At 39.4% G+C, this 16,154-nt stretch carries 13 protein-coding genes; 11 read left to right on the top strand and 2 right to left on the bottom strand.

From position 1 onward, the window contains the following. Positions 1 to 70: 70 nt before the first annotated feature. A complete protein-coding gene (locus BK577_RS04830; RefSeq protein ID WP_078431905.1) occupies positions 71 to 889 on the bottom strand; it encodes an AraC family transcriptional regulator in 819 nt (272 codons plus the stop codon). A gap of 155 nt (positions 890 to 1,044) precedes the next feature. Here BK577_RS04830 and BK577_RS04825 point away from each other — a divergent pair, with 155 nt between their 5' ends. Continuing rightward, on the top strand, positions 1,045 to 3,219 hold the full coding sequence (locus tag BK577_RS04825; protein ID WP_078431904.1) for a glycoside hydrolase family 3 C-terminal domain-containing protein: 2,175 nt from the start codon (positions 1,045 to 1,047) through the stop codon (positions 3,217 to 3,219). A 67-nt stretch (positions 3,220 to 3,286) separates the two neighbouring features. Here the strand turns inward: BK577_RS04825 and BK577_RS04820 are convergent, their stop codons facing one another. Next, a complete protein-coding gene (locus tag BK577_RS04820; protein WP_078431903.1) occupies positions 3,287 to 4,072 on the bottom strand; it encodes a DeoR/GlpR family DNA-binding transcription regulator in 786 nt (261 codons plus the stop codon). Between the two features lie 317 nt (positions 4,073 to 4,389). On the opposite strand from BK577_RS04820, the gene BK577_RS04815 reads away from it, so the two are divergent. The 10 genes from BK577_RS04815 to BK577_RS04770 all read left to right on the top strand — a co-directional run bounded on the left by BK577_RS04815 (position 4,390) and on the right by BK577_RS04770 (position 16,152). Then, on the top strand, positions 4,390 to 5,058 hold the full coding sequence (locus BK577_RS04815) for an aspartate/glutamate racemase family protein (protein WP_078431902.1): 669 nt from the start codon (positions 4,390 to 4,392) through the stop codon (positions 5,056 to 5,058). After that, positions 5,059 to 6,555 carry an FGGY-family carbohydrate kinase gene (locus tag BK577_RS04810; protein ID WP_078431901.1) on the top strand — a complete coding sequence of 499 codons (1,497 nt, stop codon included), beginning with the start codon at positions 5,059 to 5,061 and terminating at the stop codon, positions 6,553 to 6,555. A gap of 33 nt (positions 6,556 to 6,588) precedes the next feature. Continuing rightward, a complete protein-coding gene (locus BK577_RS04805) occupies positions 6,589 to 7,506 on the top strand; it encodes a class II fructose-bisphosphate aldolase (protein ID WP_078431900.1) in 918 nt (305 codons plus the stop codon). 65 nt (positions 7,507 to 7,571) lie between these two features. After that, positions 7,572 to 8,234 (top strand): class II aldolase/adducin family protein, encoded by a 663-nt coding sequence (locus BK577_RS04800; RefSeq protein ID WP_078431899.1) that lies wholly within the window; start codon positions 7,572 to 7,574, stop codon positions 8,232 to 8,234. Further along, positions 8,231 to 9,547 (top strand): four-carbon acid sugar kinase family protein, encoded by a 1,317-nt coding sequence (locus tag BK577_RS04795; RefSeq protein ID WP_078431898.1) that lies wholly within the window; start codon positions 8,231 to 8,233, stop codon positions 9,545 to 9,547. Before BK577_RS04800 ends, BK577_RS04795 begins: the two co-directional genes overlap by 4 nt. 24 nt (positions 9,548 to 9,571) lie before the next feature. Then, entirely contained in the window at positions 9,572 to 10,207 is a 636-nt protein-coding gene (locus BK577_RS04790) for a D-sedoheptulose-7-phosphate isomerase (RefSeq protein WP_078431897.1), read from the top strand. Further along, positions 10,204 to 11,223, top strand: a complete 1,020-nt coding sequence (locus BK577_RS04785; protein WP_078431896.1) for an ROK family protein — start codon at positions 10,204 to 10,206, stop codon at positions 11,221 to 11,223. Before BK577_RS04790 ends, BK577_RS04785 begins: the two co-directional genes overlap by 4 nt. A gap of 217 nt (positions 11,224 to 11,440) precedes the next feature. Continuing rightward, positions 11,441 to 13,864, top strand: a complete 2,424-nt coding sequence (locus BK577_RS04780; protein WP_078431895.1) for an alpha-mannosidase — start codon at positions 11,441 to 11,443, stop codon at positions 13,862 to 13,864. Positions 13,865 to 14,238: 374 nt separating this feature from the next. Further along, complete coding sequence (locus BK577_RS04775; RefSeq protein WP_078431894.1) at positions 14,239 to 15,246, top strand: LacI family DNA-binding transcriptional regulator; 1,008 nt, start codon at positions 14,239 to 14,241, stop codon at positions 15,244 to 15,246. An 18-nt stretch (positions 15,247 to 15,264) separates the two neighbouring features. Continuing rightward, a complete protein-coding gene (locus BK577_RS04770; RefSeq protein WP_078431893.1) occupies positions 15,265 to 16,152 on the top strand; it encodes a carbohydrate ABC transporter permease in 888 nt (295 codons plus the stop codon). The last annotated feature ends 2 nt before the right edge of the window (positions 16,153 to 16,154 follow it).

Raw genomic sequence — 16,154 nt, 5'->3', positions numbered from 1 at the left:
GAATCGAGGGACAGGTCCCTTGTTCAACTCTTGTCAAGGGACACGATTGAAGTTTATATGAACCTCTAGGTTAGGGGGACAGGGACGATGTACCTGTCCCCCTGTTCCATTCTGTCGGGGAAACGCCGTGTCGTTTTTTGAAGACTCTGTGGAAGTATGTGTAGCTGCCGAAACCTGATAGTTCAGCGATTTGTTCTAGAGTCATGTCACTGTATTTGATTAATTTTATGGCGGTGTTGAGCCGGATGTCGATAGCGTATTCGATTATGGTCTTACCGAATTTTTCTTTAAAAAGATGGGATGCGCGGGAAGAGCTGAAGCCTACGTGATTCGCCACGTCCTCCACTTTAATGGATTTGTTTGCATTTTCCTCTATATAGCTTTTCATTATGCGCACAGGTTGGGGGAGGTTCGATTGAGAAAGGCCTGAGTCACGAATAGACATATCAATCGATAAACAAAGTGAGCGCATTAAATAATCTAAAAACTCTTGATTTTTTTCATATATACGATGCTTTTCCCGGATCATTTCCTTCCAAAGAACCAGCAGTCTCTCAGAGTCATTGAGCTGTTTAATCGTTGGTCTTTCCGTTCTTTCCCACCATTCATCTAACCATGACCCTCTGCAAATAATAAAATAATCCCCGCTACAAATAGTTGAATTATCTTGATTTTTTCCATATTCATCAATGATTAACTCACAAGAATCCCCGGGTTTACATAACAGCAAATCCCCAGGTGCAAGCTCCTTCGTTTGATGGTTGACCTTTGCCACACAATGCCCCTCCGTCTGAAGACGGATAAAATAGTTTTCCAATCCATTTTTCCAGTTAAAATGCTTTCTTTCTGTATGGTAAGAATATTCACAAAGGATAAGCTCTGTTTCCATGTTATCACCAGCTTCTAGCAGAATTGTATATGGTTATTATATTACATAAAATGAGTAGTTTTAAGGATATAATTCATAATATTAGCAGAATTGTTTATGTGAAAAAGTACTTGTTTTAACTAAAATGGAATCAAACCTAAAAGGGGATGAACCTAATGGAACAAGTACCAGCATATAAAAATGAACACTTAAGCTTTGAGGAACGGGCAAAAGACCTTGTTTCCAGAATGACGATAAGGGAAAAGGCTTCCCAAATGATTCACAAGTCTTGTGCAATTCCAAGACTCGGAATCCCTAGCTATAATTGGTGGAATGAAAGTTTGCATGGTGTTGCACGTGCAGGTGTTTCGACGATGTTTCCGCAGGCGATCGGTATGGCAGCGACATTTGATGACCAACTAATTAATAAAGTGGCTGATGTAATCGCGACAGAAGGAAGGGCGAAGCATCATGAATTTGCCCGTAAAAATGATCGTGGCATTTATAAAGGTCTCACATTTTGGGCGCCAAATATTAATATTTTTAGAGATCCTAGATGGGGACGTGGTCATGAAACATATGGAGAAGATCCGTATTTAACTGGAAGACTCGGTGTTGCATATATTAAAGGCCTGCAGGGAGACGATCCGAAATATATGAAAGCAGCAGCCTGTGCAAAGCATTATGCAGTCCATAGTGGTCCAGAAGATGAAAGGCATTCCTTCAATGCGGAAGTAAATCTGAAGGATTTATATGAAACATACCTTCCTGCTTTCAGAGATTGTGTGAAAGAGGGGCAGGTAGAATCAATTATGGGGGCATACAATCGTGTGAATGGTGAACCATGTTGCGGCAGTCAGACTTTATTAGAACAAATTTTAAGAAAAGACTGGGGCTTTCAAGGACATGTTGTTTCGGATTGCTGGGCAATTGTGGATTTCCATGAAAGTCATGGAGTAACAAGTTCAAAGTTGGAATCAGCAGCTTATGCACTGAATAATGGCTGTGACTTAAATTGTGGTTCCATGTATAAATATTTAGTCGAGGCCTATGAAGAAGGAAAAATTACAGAAGAAACAATTGATAAGGCTGTAACAAGATTGATGATGACTCGAATGAAATTAGGGATGTTTGATGATCAGGGAAAAGTACCATATGCTTCTATACCGTATGAAGTGAATGATAGCCCGGAGCACAATCAAGTTGCATTGGAAGTATCGAAGAATAGCTTAGTCCTCTTAAAAAACAGCAATCAAACTCTGCCGTTAAATAAAGAAAAAATGAAAAATATTGCTGTAATCGGACCGAATGCAGACAGCAGGGCAGCGCTGGTTGGAAATTATGAAGGAACGGCATCCGAATATGTCACAGTTTTAGAAGGAATTCGTGAAGCAACAAAAGGGAAAGCGAGAGTTTATTACGCAGAAGGCTGTGAACTATATAACAAGAAAAAGAGCGCGCTAGATCAACCGAAAGACCGATTTGTCGAAGCGATATCTGCTGCGGAGCGTTCCGATGTTGTTGTTATGTGTTTAGGACTTGATGCGACAATTGAAGGGGAAGAAATGCATGAATCGAATACCTTTGGTAGTGGTGATAAACAAAACCTTGATTTACCTGGGCTTCAACAGGAATTACTGGAAGCTGTATACGCAACTGGGAAACCAGTTATTTTAGTTCATTTATCCGGAAGTGCGATGGCATTGAACTGGGCCGATCAGCATATTCCTTCCATTATTCAGGCTTGGTATCCTGGTGCCCAAGGTGGAAGAGCTATTGCGTCGGTATTATTTGGTGAACACAACCCATCAGGAAAGCTTCCTGTTACTTTTTACAAAAGCACAGAAGACCTGCCGGATTTTAGGGACTATTCAATGAAAAACAGAACCTATCGTTACTTTAAAAAAGATGCCTTATATCCATTTGGTTATGGCTTAAGCTACACTTCGTTTTCTTATGAAAAAACATCAGAAAGCAAAGTGTCAATTAACGCAGGTGAGTCAATTTCGTTTACATTAAAAGTAAAAAACACAGGTGAAAAAGATGGGGAAGAAGTAGTGCAAATGTATGTGAAAGATGTAGAGGCATCAATAGACATTCCTATAAGACAGTTAAAAGGCTTCAAAAAGGTAATTCTTGCTGCAGGAGAGGAAAAAGAAATTACCCTCACGCTCGATCCAAGGGACATGGCACTAATTAATGATGAAGGAAAACGAATTCTCGAGCCAGGGAAATTTGAAGTGTATATTGGAGGAAGTCAGCCGGATCAAAGAAGTTTAGAATTAACAGGTATGGATGTTTTGACTTATGTTTTTGAGGTAACGGGACAGGCAAAGGAATTAACGTATTGATTAACTCGGAGAGGGCCAAAGTCCCCCAACAATTAAAGGGCCGCAACAATTGAGGCCCTTTTTCTTTCTATTCATCACTTGTCGAAACAATAATGACTTCCACACCGCTTTTCGCGATATCGTCCAACACTTGTTTATCGGCAAGATCACTTGTAATAAAGATATCGACATCTTGAAATGTACAAAACGACGTAAGTCCTGCTTTTTGCAGTTTACTATGATCAGCCAGTACAACTCGTTTGTGACTTGCTAAGACCATTGCCTTTTTCATCTCAGCTTCGTATAAATCAGAGCTGGTAAAACCGTGTCTTAAAGAAATGCCAGAAGTACCTAAGAAAGCGTAATTCGCGTTATACTTTTTTAGTTCTCCTTCAGCCTGTGGCCCTACTGTACTTAATGAATTTCTTCTTAGTTTTCCGCCTAATAAATAGATTGAGGCAGCTTCATTTGTTGTACATTGTTCAGCGATATTCATGGCATTAGTGATGATAGTTAAGGGTCCTTTTTCAGCTAAACCTGTGGCTACATGCCATGTTGTTGTTCCTGCATCAAGGATGATGGTTTGCCCTTCTTCAATTAATTCGGCCGCTTTTCTTCCTATTAATTCTTTCTCTTTCGCAAATTGCTGTTGTCGTTCTTGGAGAGGTAAGACCGTTGGATGAGGCGTTTTTCTGTCAACTAAGATAGCACCACCATAGTTTTTCTCTACGATCCCTTCCTTTTCCAATTGGTTTAAATCTCTGCGAATGGTCTCTTCGGAAACATCGAATTGTTTTACTAAATCAGATACTTTAACACTTTTATTTTTGATTAATAAATCCTTAATCATGTTTCTTCTTTCTGCAGCAATCATGGATAACACCTCGCTATTTCTACTAGTAGATATTTATTTTGAGTGGATTTTTCTGATGAAAAACCGCCTTTTTAAACAATTAAACCAACTAATACCACTATAATACACGAAAACAAACTAAGTTTATAGGAATTAGTTTATAAATGCAAGTTCTGTGAATATCATAATCTTCCTATGTTCTAACTGAAAATAGCTACTTATTATCAAGAAAACGGTTGACTGATGGAACGTTTTCACTGATAATAAAATCAACAAAAGTGTTCATAAAACCACAACACACCAACTGTTGTACTTATTACAGTAAAGGAGAGGGTATCTTGAAAAATAAAATTGCTGTCGTACACACCACTCCAGTGACAATTGAGCCGCTAAAAGTACTGATTAATGAAACCGTTCCCAGTTGTGAGATTGTTAATTTCGTAGACGATTCGATTTTACCTGAGCTTAATGAAAATGGTGGAGATGTTCGTAAGGTAGAAGGTAGATTAATCCACTATTATAAATTTGCAGAACAAGTAGGGGCACGTGTCATCCTAAATGCTTGTTCCTCTGTAGGGGAAGTTGTAGCTACAGGACAAAAACAGGTTGACATTCCAATAGTAAGAATAGATGAAGCGATGGCTGAAAAAGCCATTCAAACAGGCAGGAAGATTGGTGTAGTCGCAACATTAGCAACTACATTAGGTCCTACCGTGACGTTACTTAAAGACAAAAGTGTTGAACTAAATCGTGAAGTTGAGCTCACATCGAACTTGGCGGAAGAAGCATATAGACGATTACTTTCAGGAGATAAAGAAGGACATGATCAAGTTTTGGTGGACATTCTAACTAAAGTGGCAGAGAAGGCGGACGTGGTTGTACTAGCACAAGCATCCATGGCCCGGGTTGTTTCTACTCTTCCAAAAGAAATGCAACATAAATTTTTATCAAGCCCTAAGTTAGGTGTGGAAAGGGTCAAGGAAGCTTTGGAAGGAATGTCAAAGTAAATGAGTTTACTAGCGATTGATATCGGTACTACACACGTTAAAGCAGGGCTTTTTAAACAAGACGGAGAGTTGCTTCAGCTTGCGATCTATCAAAATAAAAACTACCAAAATGAACAAGGATATTTCTATTATAAACCGGATGAAATATGGGACATCGTAACAAAAGCGATCAAACATGTAACAACAAGTCAAAATGAGAACGTTTCCTGTATCGGGATTACGAGTATGGCAGAAAGTGGATTATTAATTGACTCAGAAACTGGAAGCTTCCGTTCAGACGTGATTCCTTGGTTCGACCGTCGAACTGAAAGAATTTCCAGTCAAATAGAGAAGGAAGTGAATCCACTCGAGCATTTTCAAAAAACGGGTTTGCGAAATAACTACAAACATGGATTAGCGAAGTTATTATGGCTGAAGCAGCATAACTCTGATGCATTAAGAGGAGCAAAATGGCTGTCCACTTCTGACTTCATTGCCTATATGCTGACAGGTAAAATGGGGACCGATTATACCCTGGCAGCTCGAACTTTTTCGTTCCGGATTGACCATAAGATTTGGGATGTTCCATGGATTCGCCATTTTGGTCTTCATGAATCTTTATTTCCTGAAGCAAGACCTTCTGGTACAAAGGTGGGCGAAATTGCTTCGGATGATTTTGACAAGATCGGTCTGAAAAAAGGGATACCAGTCGCTGTTTCTGGTCATGATCATATCTGTGCGGCTTTAGCGGTAGGGGCTGTAAAGCCGGGGTTTGTCTCAGATTCAGTTGGTACCGCGGAAACATTAGTTGGTGCTTTCAATGAGAGGGCTTTAACCTTAAAAGATTATGAATCAGGCTTAAACTTTGGTTGCCATGCCCTGCCAAATACTTTCTTTTGGATGGGGGCGATTCAATCATCAGGAGGGTCAGTGGAATGGTTAAGAGATCTTCTATCGACAGATGTTTTATCTTATGAAGACATAGTCGCAGTATTGGATGAAACACCAAAGCATCCCACAGGAATCTTGTATTACCCGTATCTGGCCGGAAGTGGATCTCCCTATGCAGATTCTAACGCAAAAGGAGCTTTTATTGGTTTAACATCCAGACATGGGAAGGGAGATCTTATCCGGGCACTTTTAGAGGGAACAGCATATGAATTTGAACACATGAAACAAGCCGTAGAATCCTATGGAATTGCCAAGATATCAAAGATTTTTGCTGCCGGCGGTGGTACAAAAAATCATCACTGGATGCAAATAAAGGCAGATGTTTCTAATTGTTCATTAACGATTCCTTCAATTCAAGAAGCAACGTTACTTGGTGCAGCCATCATCGCAGGACTGGGATGTGGCATTTATAAAGATGAAAAAGAAATAGCACGAACCCTCTCTAGGGATAAAGGGGTTGAAATCATCCCAAATGAAGAAAATCATCAAAAATATAGAAAACTATTTGAAGACGGATACTTACCTCTACAAAAGCCATTGAGGAGCTTTTATCAAAAAGAATGGTAGGTATCGAATACTAAACCAATGGGAGAGATTTCAATGAAGGTTGTTAAGCAGAAAAATATTATCACACTGAAAAAGGCATTAGAACAAGCAGAAAAGGGAAGATATGCGATCGGATCCTTTTCCCCTCGATATACAGATATGATTCTTCCGATTTTAAGAGCTGGTGAACAAACAAAGTCACCAATCATTGTGCAGATATCTGAAAAGGAGCTGAACAGATATGGAATCACTCCTTTTGAGGTTGGGGAAGTTTTTTATCAAACAATGAAAGATGAAAACATTACGGTTCCAACTGTTTTGCACTTAGATCATACAAAGGACCTTCAAGTCATCAAGGATGCCATTGAAGCAGGGTTTACTTCTGTTATGATTGATGCTTCTGAACATCCTTTAGATAAAAACATTGACATCAGTGCAGAGGTTGCTGAATATGCACATTCCAAAGGAGTATCAGTTGAAGCAGAGCTTGGCATGATTGGGACAACAGATTTTATTGAAACAGATCATGACGAGGAGTTGTATACAGATCCGGATGAGGCACTCGTATTTGTGACGAAAACAAATGTAGATGCCTTGGCTGTATCAGTTGGAACCGCACATGGTGTGTACAAGGTGAAAGCGCCAACTGTAGACCTAGAACGACTAAAAGCCATTCGCTCGTTAACACCTGTACATTTAGTCCTACATGGTGGTTCCGGTGTTCCGGCAGAGATGATCCAAGCGGCAATGAATCTACCAAACGGTGGAATTAGTAAAGTAAATATCGCAACAGATTTAGAATTAAGTTTACTAGGTGCTCTTGGAAGAGAAGAAAGAATGACAAACCAGGAATGTAAAGCATTAGATCGTGATAAAAAACAAGTTGGGCAAGCAGCAGTACAAAAGACAGTTACTGATAAAATTGTTAACTTTCTAACTAGTGCCAACCGTGCAAATGACTTTGAGTTATAAGGTGAAAATGATGCACAAGGGGAGGGAGCATCTCCCCTTGTCAACACAATGGAGTGAAGAAGAAAATGGTGATGACACAGGTAATAAACAATCAATTAAGACATGTTGGGCGTTATATGATGGACCATCATCTTGCATGGGGAAATGCGGGAAATATTAGTGCAAAGACATCCGATGAAAAGTTTCTCATTACAGCTAGTGGAACCTATTTAGGCGAACTTTCGGCTGATGACTTTGTTGAGTGCTTCTTTGACGGAAGAGACAGTCAAAGTGAAAAGAAACCGTCTAAAGAAGTTCCTATGCATCTTGCTATTTATGAGAGCAGACCTGAAATACAAGCAGTCCTACATGCCTCACCTTTTTACAGCACGTTAGTGGCATGTTCTAATTTGGACATCCCTTCTGACTGGTTTGTTGAGTCGATGTATTATCTGGAAAGAGTAGAACGTGTTGGCTATCATCATCCAGGCTCCAAGGAATTAGGAGAAGCAGTCAGGGAAAAGGCGAAAAAGGCAAACATTTTATTATTGGAAAATCACGGTGTTCTTGTTTATGACACAAGTATCAAAGAAGCCCGAATGGCATTACAGACATTGGAATATACGTGCAAAATGATGGTAACAGCAATGGGGGCATCGGTTAACATGAATTCATTATCCAAAGAAGTCGTGACTGATTTCCTTGACTCTTCGGGATATAAAACAAGAAGAAAGTGGGATCTTCGATGATAGGTGTGATAGCAGACGATATTACGGGATCTAATGATATAGGCGTTATGTTTAGTAAATCAGGATATATTGCTGACATCTATAGCTGGCATTCCTTTGTGCGTGATCAGTTGCCTGAAAATTACCCGGATGTATTAATCTTTGATACTGACTCAAGGCTGGATCAAGCAACAACTGCTTATCAAAAGGTATACCGGGCCACAAAAGAGATTCAACAAGTGGGTGCTGTTCAGTTTATTAATAAAACATGCTCCGTTTTTAGAGGGAATATTGGCGCGGAATTTGATGCGATGTTGGATGCTCTTGATGAGGATTTTGCGATTGTCGTCTTAGGCTTTCCTAAAAACGGAAGAACAACGATTGATTCTGTCCATTACGTGTACGGAGAAAAATTGGAAAAATCTCAGTTTAAAAATGATCCCATTCATCCAATGACAAAATCAAATGTAGTGGAGATCTTACAAGCCCAAACAAAGAGAGCGGTGTTAGGGATTAAACGGGATATCATTAAACAAGGCTCTGAGGTCATTAAGCAAGAGATTCATAAAGTAAGAGAGAACAAGCAGGCTCATTATCTTATTTTAGATGTTGCTGATCAGGAAGATTTATATGAAATTGCCAAAGCAGTAAAAGATGAAAAAATCATTTGTGGAAGCTCTGCATTGGCAGAGGAGCTCCCAAAGGTGAAAAGCAAACAGGTGACAAAACAAAATACACTTTCCCTGCCAAAGCTTATGCCTGAAAAAGGATTGTTTTGTGCAGCAGGAAGCTTAATGCCGCAAACCTTTCAACAAGTGGAATATATGAAGAACGCCGGGAGCTATGTGGTTGAACTGGACACTTTATCTTTAATACAACATGGTGTAACGAATCAATTGGATCCTTTAATAAGAGAAATTGTCAAAAGAATCAATGAGGGCAAAGATGTTGTTCTTCATTCTTCTAATACAAAAGATAAAGTAAGAGAAACAAAGGAAACAGCCGCAAAGCTGAATTGGAGCAATACTGAAGTGTCCCGATTTATCTCTTCCACGATTGCGGCTATTACCTCAGAGGTCATTTCACAAACAGGTCAACATCGGTTTGTCATTGCAGGTGGTGACACATCTGCTACAGTCTGCAAGGCTTTGGGGATTAGTGGGATGCGAGTTTGGGAGGAAATTCAGCCAGGCCTGCCATCTTGTATATCCCACACTCAACCGTCCTACTTATTTGTGTTGAAATCAGGCAGCTTCGGTGATGAGACATTTATTAAACAAGCGTTTGATCAATTGCAGCAATGTAATGACAAGGAAACAGTTGTAGTAGAGTAACCGATCAGAAAGGAGCAGATCCTAATGAACCATGAAATGGAAAAATTAGTAACGAAGTATCCAGAACTTTCTTCATGCAGACAAGACATAGAAATGGCATTTAAAACTTTAGTATCAAGCTACCGTCATAACGGAAAGGTACTTCTATGCGGTAATGGTGGAAGCGCTTCAGACTGTGAGCACATTGTTGGTGAGTTGATGAAAGGATTCACATTAAAGCGTCCTGTCGATTCAGAATATAGACAGAGATTGCTTGAAATCGATCCGTCTGAGGGAGAATACCTTTCCAAACACCTTCAGCAAGCATTACCAGCGATATCACTCGTCAGTCAAACTGCATTAATGACAGCATTTGTTAATGATGTAGCCGCTGATATGGTCTTTGCCCAGCAGGTCTATGGCTATGGGAATGAACAGGATGTCTTAATAGGGTTAAGCACCTCTGGTAACTCAACAAATGTGACCAAAGCTTTTAAAGTAGCAAAGGCATTGGGAATGAAGACAATTAGCTTAACAGGTAAGAGCGGCGGAGAATTAAAGGAAATCTCTGATGTTTCCATTTGTGTGCCATGGGATGAGACAGTAGATATTCAGGAAAGACATCTGCCAATCTACCATACGCTTTGTATTATGCTTGAAAAGGAGTTTTTCGAATCATGACGATTGTAGCTGGATTAGATATTGGTGGAACAAAATGTGCAGTCCTGCTGGGAAGAGTAGAAGGAGATGGCATTGAAACAGTGGAAAGAGTTCAATTTCCTACTCCAGAAACTCCGGATAAAGCAATCAAAAAAATGACAGATACATTAGATGACCTTATAAAATCACATCAAATAAGTGAGCTTGCTTCGATTGGGATCAGTTGCGGCGGTCCATTAGATAGTAAAAGGGGTGTCGTACTATCGCCGCCAAATTTACCAGGATGGGAACATATAGAGATTGTAAGAATGCTAGAAGAACAATATTGCATTCCTGTTGCTCTGCAAAATGATGCCAATGCGGGTGCAATGGCAGAGTGGAGATGGGGTGCCGGCAAGGGTACAGAAAACATGATCTTTCTTACATTCGGCACAGGAATGGGGGCTGGTCTGATTTTAAATGGGCAATTGTATTCTGGCACAAATGATCTGGCCGGTGAAGTAGGACATATCCGTTTAGCAGAAGGTGGGCCTGTTGGTTTTGGGAAGGCTGGTTCATTTGAAGGCTTTTGTAGTGGAGGAGGAATCGCAAGACTTGCTGCTCAAATGGCAGAGGTAGCGATCCAGCAAGGGAATCCACCGGGATATTGTGAAGACCTTGAGTCACGAAAGGATATCACCGCAAAAAAAGTTGGAGAAGCAGCCCAAGCAGGTGATTCACTTGCTCAAGAAGTATTTTCGATTGTCGGTTTCCGTTTAGGAAGAGCTCTTTCCACGTTAATCGATATATTAAATCCTGAAAAAATTGTCATCGGCAGCATCTACGGAAGACAGCAGGAAATCCTTGAACCGGTTGTTCTTGAGGAGATAGCCAAAGAAGCGATTCCATTATCCGTATCAGTCTGTGAAATAACGCCAACAGGGCTGGGCGAAAAAATTGGAGACTATGCAAGCTTTTCCGTAGCACTACTTGCTTTGGAAAAGGCACAGAAAGGTAAGGGTGCAGGTTCTAAATCCGATGGTTTTATAAATTTATAGTTTTTCTTAAAAAAGCGGATTTATCAATCGAAAATGTGATGAAACTAACCGTTCTGGATAAGTGACAATAAATGCACGTGAAGCTGTAAACAAATGAGGAATTGGAAGCTCTTTTAAACAGGATTTGTTCACATATATCAAAAAACATTAATTCGGTTCCAGTAATTATGAAATTGGATATGTAAAAATACATTTTACTCTACGGGGAGGAAGAACAATGAAAGAAAAAACACTACACATGATCGGGAATGCACACTTAGATCCAGTATGGTTATGGCAATGGCAGGAAGGATTCCAGGAAACAAAAGCAACCTTCCGTTCGGCGTTAGACCGCTTGAATGAGTATGAGGATTTTGTATTTACATCAAGTTCTGCTGTTATGTATGAGTGGGTGGAGAAAAACGATCCAAACATGTTTGAAGAAATCAAAGAGAAAATTCAAGAAGGTAGATGGATCATTTGCGGCGGGTGGTGGCTGCAGCCTGATTGCAATATCCCGAGTGGCGAATCATTTGTAAGACAAGGATTATATGGTCAGCATTATTTTAAAGAAAAGTTTGGTGTGACCGCGACGGTTGGGTACAACGTCGATAGCTTTGGCCATTCAGGAATGCTTCCGCAGATTCTTCAAAAAAGCGGGATGGATCATTATGTGTTCATGCGTCCGGGACCACATGAAAAAGGTTTGCCAGGCCGTTTATTCTGGTGGGAATCTGATGACGGTTCACGAGTGATGACATTCCAAATTCCTTTTGAATATACAACATGGGGACAAGATTTAGAAAATCATGTTCGCAGATGTTCAACAGAATTAAAAGAACCTGTTAATGAATTAATGAGTTTTTATGGAGTCGGTAACCATGGTGGCGGACCAACAAAGGAAAATATTGAAAGCCTTAAACGATTAAACAAAGAAGAAGATCTGCCGAATTTAGTTTTTAGTTCACCAAATCAGTTTTTTGCGGATGTAAAGAAAAAGGATATAGCTCTTCCAACCGTACACCATGATTTACAAAATCATGCGAAAGGCTGTTACTCCGTTCATTCTGGTATAAAAAAATGGAACAGAGAAGCAGAGAACATGCTGGCTAAGGCGGAAAAATTGTCTGTTATCGCTGAAGCAACTACAGGTCAACCATATCCAGAAGATTTTAAACAAGCATGGAAAAATGTCATGTTCAATCAATTTCACGATATTTTAGCTGGAACAAGCATTGAGGATGCTTATGAGGATGCACGGAACATGCATGGAGAGGCGATGACGATTGCAGAACGCGGTCTTAACTATGCTGTTCAATCTCTTGCATGGAATATTCAAATCGAACAAGACGAAGATATGCTTCCAATTGTTGTGTTTAATCCGCATTCTTGGGATGTTGAGACAAATGTTGAGGTGGAGTTTAAACGCTTTAAGGAAGATCAAATATTAACAGATGAAACGGGGCAGGAAGTTCCTGTTCAAGTCGTACAATCTCAAGCGACAGCAAACGGCAGAAATCGTTTGAGTTTTATTGCAAAGCTTCCAGCTATGGGATACAGAGTATATAAAGTTGTTTCTAATTCAAAACCAAAGCAAGTTGAACCAATCAAAGCAAATGATTATAGTTTAGAGAATAATCGCTTTCGATTAGAGTTTGATCCGAATAGCGGGTTTATTACGAGTCTTTACGACAAACAAAAGCAATATGAAGTGTTTACAGGAGATGCTGCAAAACCGGTTGTGATTCATGATACAAGTGATACATGGTCACATGATGTTGTTCGTTACAATGATGTAGCAGGGGAATTCAAAGCGACAAGCATTAAGCGAATTGAGCACGGTCCAATCAAATCAGTTATTCGTGTAATTAGTGAATATGGCACATCAAAACTGGTCCAGGAATTTGCGATGTATAAGGATTTAGATCATATTGATGTGAATGTAACAGTTGATTGGAGAGAAAAGTTTAAAGTTCTGAAATTAAAATATCCGGTCAATGTCGTGCATAGAAAAGCAACCTATGAAATTCCTTATGGTCACATCATTCGTGAAGCAAACGGAGAAGAGCAGGTTGGACAGGCTTGGATTGATGTTTCCGGAACAGTGAAAGAAACAGGTGGTCGGTATGGCCTAAGTATTGCCAATGATGCAAAGTACAGCTATGATGTGGAAGGAAATGTCTTAAGCCTTACTGTGTTAAGAAGTCCAATCTATGCGCATCATGATCCACTCATTCCAGATCCGGATGGACACTATTCTTTTATTGATCAAGGAATTCAACAATTCCGATATACTTTATTACCACATGAAGATAGCTGGGAAGAGGCACAAACCGTGAAGCATGCAGCTGTTTTAAACCAGCGTCCGGTTGCATTAATTGAAACGTACCATAAAGGTTCATTGCCACAGAAAGATTCCTACGTCGCTATTGAACAGGATAATGTTATCATTAGTGCAATGAAACAGGCAGAGGATAACGATGATATCATTATTCGCTGCTACGAAACAAATAGAGTGGCAACAGAAGCAACGATTCGATTACCTAAGTGGGATCGTATTATTACAGCGAGCTTTCAGCCTTGTGAAATTAAAACATTTAGAATTCCAAAGGATACTTCAAAACCAGTCATGGAAACTAATTTGCTAGAGTGGGAAATGTAAAGAAATATCAAGTTGTCAAATTCGAAGTGAAAACGCTCCAACAAAAAGGGTTAGGATAATAGATTTGAGTGAACACTTTGATTAAAATCTCAAATAGAAAAGCTATTAGAATGAAGTTTCTCTTTAGAATTAATGGTAAAACACCTGAAATCCAGACAAAACATCCTACAAAATAACTAAATCCTATTTAGGGTTTAGTTATTTTTGTGGGTTTTATGTGGTAAGTAAACAAAAATATGTTGTTTTCTTGACTGATTTAATAAAAATCCATTGCCTATATAAGTTTAATAGGTTAAAATACAAGTATAGAATTTTGGGAACGGTTTTACTAGAATTTGAAGAAAGCGTTTACTAATAGTTTGGAGGACTGGGAAATGGTGAATCCGACCATTAATGATGTTGCGAGAATTGCAAACACTTCAAAGAGCACAGTTTCGCGGTTTTTAAATGGCTATACAGTCAAAAAAGAAACAGAAGAGGCACTGAAATTAGCTATTCAAAGCCTTAACTATCATCCGAATGTGAATGCAAGGAGATTAGTGAAAAATCATACACAGAGCATTGGTATTGTGGTGGATGATATCGCGAACAATTTTTATTCCGGTATTTATAGAGGGATAGAAAATGTTGCGAACCTAAACGGTTATCAGTGTACTTACTATAGTAGAACATCAAACTATCAAGGGGAATTTGGGTTTATGGACCTGGCGCAGGAAAGACAGGTGGATGGGTTGATTCTTATAAGCTTTTTAAAACGCTCCAACGAGCTTATCAAAAGGATAGAAGAGTTAATGACTCCAGTAGTACTTATCGGGGATACCAATTCAAACGATACTATCTTTTCGGTAGATGTTGACAATGAACTAGGTATTTGTGAAGTTGTTCGCTATCTTCATCGATTAGGACATGAAAAAATTGGCTATATAACGGGTCCGGATGAGTTTTCCGCCACCCATTGGCGAAGAAAAGGATATGAAGGTGCTCTTAAGGATTTAGGAATTAAGCAAAATCCATCATGGATCATTGCTTCTGATTGGTCTGAATCCGGTGGACATAAAGCGATGAAGGAATTACTTGATATGAATGAAATTACCGCTGTCATTGCTTCCAACGATGAAATGGCCATTGGTGCACTTCTTTGTGCAAATGAATTAGGTTACAGGGTTCCGTCAGATATCTCCATTGTCGGTTTTGATGACATTCCTGTTGCTAAATGGGTGTATCCCCCATTAACATCTGTCAAACAGCCTTTTGTGGAAATGGGAGAAAAAGCAGCAATTGGTTTAATAGAAAAATTGAATGGGGAAGAAATCGGAACTCAATCAAATCGAGTACTTATCAAACCTAATCTGGTTGTACGTCAATCATGCAGAGGCCTATAAATTGAAGGAGGTTACCTTATGTTTAAGAGCAAAATAGATAAAAATCCATATGGATATTATTTTATTGCCCCGTTTTTTATAAGCTTTATCGTTTTTGGGCTTGGTCCAATCCTTTATTCGTTTTACCTAAGTTTCACAAGCTGGGAAGGATTTAATGAACCAACATTTATCGGATTAGCAAACTATGAAAGATTGATTCACGACACGCTTTTTTTCAAATCTATATTGAATACACTTGTGATTTGGATCTTTTCTATTATTCCTCAGTTGACGATTGCCTTAACACTTGCACTTGTGTTACATGAAAAGTTTATCAGAGGAAGACACTTGTTCCACGCGATCTTTTATTTTCCAAACATCATTACACCTATTACCTTGGGGGTTATGTTTGCATTGATGTTTGATTGGCAAACAGGCAGCATCAATCAATTCTTAGTGTCGATTGGACTTATTGATGAACCGATTTATTGGATGAACAATGTTTGGACATCAAGAGCCATTGTCGCACTAACAATGATGTTTCAAAACTTTGGTTTTAATATGTTAGTATTCTTGGCTGGTTTGCAAGCGATTCCACAGGATTTATATGAGGCAGCCGAAATTGACGGTGCGTCAAAATTCCAAACAGCGATTAAAATTACCATTCCGTTAATCAGACCTGTTCTTATCTTTACATTAATCACATCCGTTATTGGCGGGCTGCAGATCTTTGATGCGCCATTAATGCTAGGTAAGGGTCCGGATAACTCAACTGTCACCATGATTATGAATCTTTATGAAGCAGCATTTGTTCGTTACGACTATGGATATGGAGCAACGATTGCATATGGAGCATTTGTAGTTATCGCCATTGCAACAGTTATTACATTTTTGATTCCTGGTGTGAGAAAAAAGAAGGAGGCGTAAGA

The organism is Metabacillus halosaccharovorans (assembly GCF_002019635.1).
Lineage (GTDB): Bacteria > Bacillota > Bacilli > Bacillales > Bacillaceae > Metabacillus > Metabacillus halosaccharovorans.
The sequence above is the reverse complement of the archived record's forward strand: the minus strand, read 5'-3'. Positions and strand labels throughout refer to the sequence as shown.

Bases quoted from the DNA above. Each gene is read 5' to 3' on its own strand.
- BK577_RS04790 (WP_078431897.1), top strand. From the start codon at position 9,572: ATGAACCATGAAATGGAAAAATTAGTAACGAAGTATCCAGAACTTTCT.
- BK577_RS04800 (WP_078431899.1), top strand. From the start codon at position 7,572: ATGGTGATGACACAGGTAATAAACAATCAATTAAGACATGTTGGGCGT.
- BK577_RS04795 (WP_078431898.1), top strand. From the start codon at position 8,231: ATGATAGGTGTGATAGCAGACGATATTACGGGATCTAATGATATAGGC.
- BK577_RS04825 (WP_078431904.1), top strand. From the start codon at position 1,045: ATGGAACAAGTACCAGCATATAAAAATGAACACTTAAGCTTTGAGGAA.
- BK577_RS04770 (WP_078431893.1), top strand. From the start codon at position 15,265: ATGTTTAAGAGCAAAATAGATAAAAATCCATATGGATATTATTTTATT.
- BK577_RS04830 (WP_078431905.1), bottom strand. From the start codon at position 889: ATGGAAACAGAGCTTATCCTTTGTGAATATTCTTACCATACAGAAAGA.
- BK577_RS04820 (WP_078431903.1), bottom strand. From the start codon at position 4,072: ATGATTGCTGCAGAAAGAAGAAACATGATTAAGGATTTATTAATCAAA.
- BK577_RS04780 (WP_078431895.1), top strand. From the start codon at position 11,441: ATGAAAGAAAAAACACTACACATGATCGGGAATGCACACTTAGATCCA.
- BK577_RS04785 (WP_078431896.1), top strand. From the start codon at position 10,204: ATGACGATTGTAGCTGGATTAGATATTGGTGGAACAAAATGTGCAGTC.
- BK577_RS04775 (WP_078431894.1), top strand. From the start codon at position 14,239: ATGGTGAATCCGACCATTAATGATGTTGCGAGAATTGCAAACACTTCA.
- BK577_RS04810 (WP_078431901.1), top strand. From the start codon at position 5,059: ATGAGTTTACTAGCGATTGATATCGGTACTACACACGTTAAAGCAGGG.
- BK577_RS04805 (WP_078431900.1), top strand. From the start codon at position 6,589: ATGAAGGTTGTTAAGCAGAAAAATATTATCACACTGAAAAAGGCATTA.